This window comes from Nonomuraea sp. MG754425, assembly GCF_021699195.1.
GTDB lineage: Bacteria > Actinomycetota > Actinomycetes > Streptosporangiales > Streptosporangiaceae > Nonomuraea.
Genome location: NZ_SSXE01000356.1, coordinates 1 through 4,308 on the forward strand (window position 1 = coordinate 1; position 4,308 = coordinate 4,308).

Here is a 4,308-nt window from a genome sequence, read left to right on the forward strand (position 1 = left end):
GCCCCCGCCGCCCGGGCCGCCGATCCCCCGGCCGACCTGGCCCTGACCGGCACGGCCACCGCCTCCAGCGTCGAGCTGGACCGCGCCGACTTCGTGGCCGCCCACGTCAACGACGGCGACACCGCCACCCGCTGGTCGTCGGGCTACCAGGACGACAACTGGGTGCAGATCCAGCTCGCCCGGCCGGCCCCGGTCGACCACGTGACCCTCACCTGGCCGAACGCCTGCGCCCGCGACTTCGTCCTGCAGACCTCGGCCGACGGCCGCACCTGGACCGACGTCGCCGCGCTGCGACGCGACACCTGCCCGCGCACCGACGTCATCGACGTGCGCTCGGCCGGGCCCGTCGGGTACGTGCGCATGCAGGGCCGCAAGCGGTGGGCCGGCTACGGCTACTCGATCTCCGCGTTCGAGATCTGGGCCGGACCGCCCGCCGCCCCCGAGCCCACGCTCGGCCTGATCCCGCAGCCCGTGTCCGTCACCGAGACCGGCGCCGCCCCGTTCACCCTGCGGCCGGACACGCGCATCCTGGCCCAGGGCGACGGCGCGCGGGCCCCGGCCGACCACCTGGCCCGGCTGCTGCGCCGCTCCACCGGCCGGACGCTGCCGGTCACCGCGCACGGCCGCGGCCCCGCGCCGATCGTCATCGAGGTCGGCGCGGGCAAGGGCCCGCAGGGCCACGAGGCCGAGGGCTACACGCTGGCCGTCACCGGCGGCGAGATCCGGCTGCGCGCCGCCACCGCGAACGGCGCGCTCAACGGCGTCCAGACGCTCCGCCAGCTCCTCCCCCAGTGGGTCGAGGCCAAGGAGGTCGTCGAGACCGCGTGGACCGTGCCCGCCGTACGGATCACCGACTACCCCCGCTTCGCGCACCGCGGCATGATGCTCGACGTCGCGCGCAGCTTCTACCCGGTGCGGGAGGTCAAGAGCTACATCGACGCCGCCGCCCCGTTCAAGATCAACCGGCTGCACCTGCACCTGACCGACGACCAGGGCTGGCGCATCGCCGTCGGCGACCCCGCCACCAACCCCTCCGGCATCGACTACGGCCTGCTCACCAAGGTCGGCGGCGGCACCGCCATGACCGAGCGGGGCACCGAACCCGGCGTCACCGGCTTCTACACCAGAGCCGACTACGCCGAGATCGTCCGCTACGCCGCCGACAACGGCATGACCGTCATCCCCGAGATCGACATGCCCGGCCACGTGAACTCGGCACTGCACTCCGTCCCGCAGCTCAACACCCCGGGCGCGCAGCCGAAGCCCGCGGCCGGGGAGAGCACCGTCCCGCACAACGGCACCGGCTCCGTCGGCTACTCCTCCTTCGATGCCGGCAGCGCGGTCACCTACGAGTTCGTCGAGCACGTGCTGACCGAGATCGCCGCCCTGACCCCCGGCCCCTACCTGCACATCGGCGGCGACGAGGCACACGTCACCAGCCACGCCGACTACGTGCAGATGGCGGACGCCTTCACCGCCCACGTGAACGCCCTCGGCAAGAAAGTCGTCGGCTGGAACGAGTACGCGGGCACGGCGCTGCCCCAGGGCAACGCCGTGGTGCAGTTCTGGACCGGCGACCGCGCCGCCGTGGCCGACGCCGTGAACCGGCGCGGGGCCGAGGTCGTGCTGTCACCGGCGCCCCACACGTACGTGCCGCAGAAGCAGGACCCCCGGCAGCCACAGGGCGGCACCTGGGCGTGCGGCGGGGTCTGCGGACTCGACCGCCACTACAACTGGGACCCCGGCACCTACATCCCCGGTATCCAGGAGAGCAGCGTGCTGGGCGTGGAGTCGGCGCTGTGGGGCGAGTTCATCCGCCGCCTCCCGCAGGCGCAGTACTACTCCTACCCGCGGCTCATCGCCACCGCCGAGGTCGGCTGGACCCCGCAGGCGCAGCGCGATTACGCCGGCTTCACGACCCGGCTGTCCAAGATCGGCGGACGGCTGACCGTGCAGGGCACCAACTTCTTCCCCACCGCCGACGTGCCCTGGCGGCTGGAGATCCTGGGGCCGCCCGCGACCGCCGCCACCGGCCGGCCCGCGAACGTGACCTGGACCGTCACCGCCCCCGGCCGGGCCCCGGCCGACCTCGACGCGGTCATCACCTGGAGCGACGGCGTCAAGGAGAACCCGGTCCCGGCCACGACGCGTGATGCCAGCATTCCCGACATGCGGGTCAACGACGCCTTCACCGTCACCTCGGCCAGGACCTTCGGCACGCCCGGCACGTACACGGGCACGCTCACGGTCCGCGTGCCCGGCCAGGCCCCGGTGGCCGGCGCCCTGACGGTCACCGTGCGCCCCTGACGCCGTCACTCCCGAAAATCTCCCGCGCGGACGGACTCCTCCCCAGCGATCGAAAGGAGCTCACCCTGAGCAGGACAGGGTCCGTCCTCGCACTGTCACCGCTGCCGTCCCTGACGGCGGCCCGCCGGGATACGGTGCCCGGGTGATGGTACGTGTCACCGGCGTCGTCATCGAGGACGACCGGATCCTGCTCCTGAACCAGGACACCGACACCGGCCGCTCCTGGTCGCTGCCCGGCGGAAAGGTGGAGCCGGGCGAGCCCATCGGCGACGCCCTGGTGCGGGAGCTGCGCGAGGAGACCGGCCTCGATGTGACGATCGACCGGCTCCTGTACGTGTGCGACCACCTGCCGGTCGGCGGTGCCCACGTCGTCCACCTGACGTTCGAGGCGAGGAGGGTGGGCGGCACCCTGGGCGCGACAGCCAAGGGTGCCGACACCACGCCGATCCGCGGCGTCCGTTTCGTGCCCTTGACCGATCTACCGGCGATCGGCTTCGCCCCACGCTTCGTCGCCCTGGCACAGGCCGGCTGGCCCGGCGCCGGCTCCTACATGGGCCCCAAAACCAGCATCGGCCTCTGACCGGCGCCCTCATAGGGAGTTCGTCTCGGTGAGGATGAAGTCGGTGTAGCTGTCGGGGGGCGGCGTCCCGCGTGTGAGCATCCAGTGGATGCGGCCGGCTCCGGTCAGCGCGAGCGTGGCCCGGTATCCGAGGTCGACGTCACCGGTCCTGAACCGGCCGCCGAGGCCCTGCCGGATTTGCGGATCACGGTGAAGGGGATCTGCCGGTCGTCGAGTCGGGCCGTGCCCGACAGCCTCGTCACGGAGCCGGTGGCGGCCCCCGCGCCGCCGTTGATCGGTTCGCTCCGGCATGACACGAGCGAACCTCCGGGACGGCCCAGCAACTCGTCCAGCACCGCCGGAGGGAGGCGATCTCTCACTCGTCGCACGGTAGGCGACCGCCCCGCTGTCGTGCCGTCCATTTTTCCTGAACGTCATGAAACAAGTTTCGGCTTGACGCTGAAATTTTCAACTGCCCATCTGGCCGTGACGACCGGCATGATGAGCGCCCTCACCATCTCGTGGTCGCACAGGTGCGCACAACCCGACGGCAGGCGTTGACAACGCCCGTCAATGCGGCCGATACTTTCGCCACCACTCCGATAGTTTCGACGATCGACGGGTCGTATCACGCTGCCTGGCACCCCCCGCCAGCCTTCACGAGAAGGAAGCACGCACATGAACGACGCCCCCATCCCCCCACGAAGCCGCGGTCGGGTCGGACGGTTACTGGGCCGTGCCGGCGCCATCGTGGCGGCGCTGGCCGTGGCGATGCTGCCCAGCGTCGCGCACGCGGCCATCACCACCAACCAGACCGGCACCAACAACGGCTACTTCTACTCGTTCTGGACCGACAGCCAGGGCACCGTCTCCATGGAGCTCGGCTCCGGCGGCAACTACAGCACCTCGTGGAGCAACACCGGCAACTTCGTGGCCGGCAAGGGCTGGAACCCCGGCGCACGCCGTACGGTCACCTACTCGGGCAGCTTCAACCCCTCGGGCAACGCCTACCTGACCCTGTACGGCTGGACGCGGAACCCGCTCGTCGAGTACTACATCGTCGACAACTGGGGCACCTACCGGCCGACCGGGACGTACAAGGGCACGGTCACCAGCGACGGCGGCACGTACGACGTCTACCAGACGACGCGCTACAACGCCCCCTCCATCGAGGGCACCCGGACCTTCAACCAGTACTGGAGCGTCCGTCAGTCGAAGAAGACCGGCGGCACCATCACGGCCGGCAACCACTTCGACGCCTGGGCCAGGTACGGCATGAGCCTGGGCAGCCATGACTACCAGATCCTCGCCACGGAGGGTTACCAGAGCAGCGGCAACTCCAACATCACGGTCGGCGGCTCCGGTGGCGGAGACGGCGACCGTGATGTTGGAGTTGCCGCTGCTCTGGTAACCCTCCGTGGCGAGGATCTGGTAGTCATGGC

The 4,308-nt window shown here is 70.9% G+C and carries 4 protein-coding genes; 3 read left to right on the forward strand and 1 reads right to left on the reverse strand.

The genetic code is table 11. The features are described 5' to 3' along the window. The coding region (locus FAF44_RS52235) for a family 20 glycosylhydrolase (RefSeq protein ID WP_237110955.1) at positions 1-2,307 on the forward strand (2,307 nt) is incomplete at its 5' end. Between the two features lie 145 nt (positions 2,308-2,452). Then, the gene (locus FAF44_RS52240) at positions 2,453-2,887 is read left to right on the forward strand and encodes an NUDIX domain-containing protein (protein WP_237110958.1); all 435 of its coding nucleotides are present in this window, start codon (positions 2,453-2,455) and stop codon (positions 2,885-2,887) included. A 104-nt stretch (positions 2,888-2,991) separates the two neighbouring features. Here the strand turns inward: FAF44_RS52240 and FAF44_RS52245 are convergent, their stop codons facing one another. Continuing rightward, positions 2,992-3,222, reverse strand: coding sequence for a hypothetical protein (locus FAF44_RS52245; protein ID WP_237110956.1), 231 nt, complete (start codon positions 3,220-3,222; stop codon positions 2,992-2,994). Positions 3,223-3,544: 322 nt separating this feature from the next. Here FAF44_RS52245 and FAF44_RS52250 point away from each other — a divergent pair. Beyond that, positions 3,545-4,308: glycoside hydrolase family 11 protein (locus tag FAF44_RS52250; RefSeq protein ID WP_237110957.1), on the forward strand; the 764-nt coding region annotated here is incomplete at its 3' end.